The organism is Algoriphagus aurantiacus (genome assembly GCF_035156405.1).
Taxonomy (GTDB): domain Bacteria; phylum Bacteroidota; class Bacteroidia; order Cytophagales; family Cyclobacteriaceae; genus Algoriphagus; species Algoriphagus aurantiacus.
Window position 1 is genome coordinate 1 of record NZ_JAXRUT010000084.1, and the last position, 605, is coordinate 605.

The 605-nt window shown below is 37.9% G+C and carries 1 protein-coding gene; it reads left to right on the forward strand.

Features of this window, described 5'->3' with window-relative positions; all coding sequences use genetic code 11:
• Positions 1-87 precede the first annotated feature (87 nt).
• Positions 88-605 (forward strand): IS982 family transposase (locus SYJ56_RS25835; protein ID WP_465038408.1); only part of this gene is annotated, 518 nt, incomplete at its 3' end.

Here is a 605-nt window from a genome sequence, read left to right on the forward strand (position 1 = left end):
AGAATTATTGGGATGTGAATATAGATAGAACCAGTACACTTGAGTATATTTAAGTATCTGAAATTCAAACATATACAAGCGGATCACATGGTTCTATCTAACAATAAAATTACTGAAATTTTCTATCTAGTTGATGAATTTTGCCTTGAATTCGAACAAACTATCAAAAAACACACGTTAGGCAATGAACCTAAGAGGAAGCCTAGGATGAGCTGTAGTGAAGTGATTACTATCATGATTTTGTTTCACTCGGGAGGGTTTAAAAACATGAAGCACTTTTATCTGTATTATGTGCAAAAGCATCAATCAGATCTGTTTCCCACTACAGTCTCATACAACAGGTTTGTAGAGCTCATGCAAGCAGCTACCTTACCTATGTCTGTCTTTATGAAAACTTGTTGTCTGGGAGAAGGGACAGGCATCTCCTTTATTGACTCCACCCCTATACGGGTCTGCAAGAACAAACGTATAAAGAGGAACAAAGTATTCGAAGGCTTGGCACAAGTAGGCAAGTCAACGATGGGGTATTTCTTTGGTTTTAAGCTACATATAGTCATTAATGACAAAGGGGAGTTGCTGAACTTCGTCATCACTCCTGGCAATAC